The sequence below is a fragment of the Frankia gtarii genome, from assembly GCF_025403375.1.
Classification (GTDB): Bacteria; Actinomycetota; Actinomycetes; order Frankiales; family Frankiaceae; genus Frankia; species Frankia gtarii.
On record NZ_JAMPTM010000560.1, the window covers coordinates 1 to 1077 of the forward strand.

Sequence of the window (1077 nt, forward strand, 5' to 3'; positions counted from 1 at the left end):
CTTCTCGAAAGCGGTGATCGACGCCTGAAGCAGCGCGACGCCACCACCAGCGACGATGCCCTCCTCGACGGCGGCCTTCGCGTTCGACACCGCATCCTCGATACGGTGCTTCTTCTCCTTCAGCTCCACCTCGGTCGCCGCACCGACCTTGATGACCGCGACACCACCGGCCAGCTTCGCCAGACGCTCCTGAAGCTTCTCACGGTCGTAGTCCGAGTCCGACTTCTCGATCTCGTTACGGATCTGGCTGACCCGACCGGCAATCTGGTCCGGATCCCCCGAACCCTCGACAACCGTCGTCTCGTCCTTCGTCACGACGATCTTCCGCGCACGCCCCAGCAGGTCCAGCGAGGTGCTCTCCAGCTTCAGACCGACATCCTCGGAGATCACCTGACCACCAGTCAGGATCGCGATGTCACCCAGGATCGCCTTACGGCGGTCCCCGAAACCAGGAGCCTTCACCGCAACACTCTTGAACGTGCCACGGATCTTGTTGACGACCAGGGTCGCCAACGCCTCACCCTCGACATCCTCGGAGATGATGACCAGCGGCTTGCTGGTCTGCATGACCTTCTCCAACAACGGGAGCAGATCCTTCACCGCGGCGATCTTGCTGTTGACGATCAGGATGTACGGGTCGTCGAGAACGGCTTCCTGACGGTCCGCATCCGTGACGAAGTACGGCGAGATGTAACCCTTGTCGAAGCGCATACCCTCGGTGAGCTCAAGCTCCAGACCGAAGGTGTTGCTCTCCTCGACGGTGACAACGCCTTCCTTGCCGACCTTGTCCAACGCCTCGGCGATCAGACCACCGATCGCCGAGTCGCCGGCCGAGATCGACGCCGTCGAAGCAATCTGCTCCTTGGTCTCGACCTCCTTGGCCTGCTTCGACAGCTCCTCGGAGACCCGCTCGACCGCGACCTCGATGCCCTTCTTCAGGCCCAGCGGGTTCGCGCCGGCGGCCACGTTACGCAGACCCTCACGCACCAGAGCCTGAGCCAGGATCGTCGCGGTGGTCGTACCGTCACCCGCGACGTCGTTGGTCTTCTTCGCGACTTCCTTGACGAGCTCCGCGCC

At 63.0% G+C, this 1077-nt stretch carries 1 protein-coding gene; it reads right to left on the reverse strand.

Annotation, left to right across the window (positions count from 1 at the left end; translation table 11 throughout):
• Positions 1–1077 (reverse strand): chaperonin GroEL (groEL, locus tag NBZ83_RS32290; RefSeq protein WP_261576530.1); only part of this gene is annotated, 1077 nt, incomplete at both ends.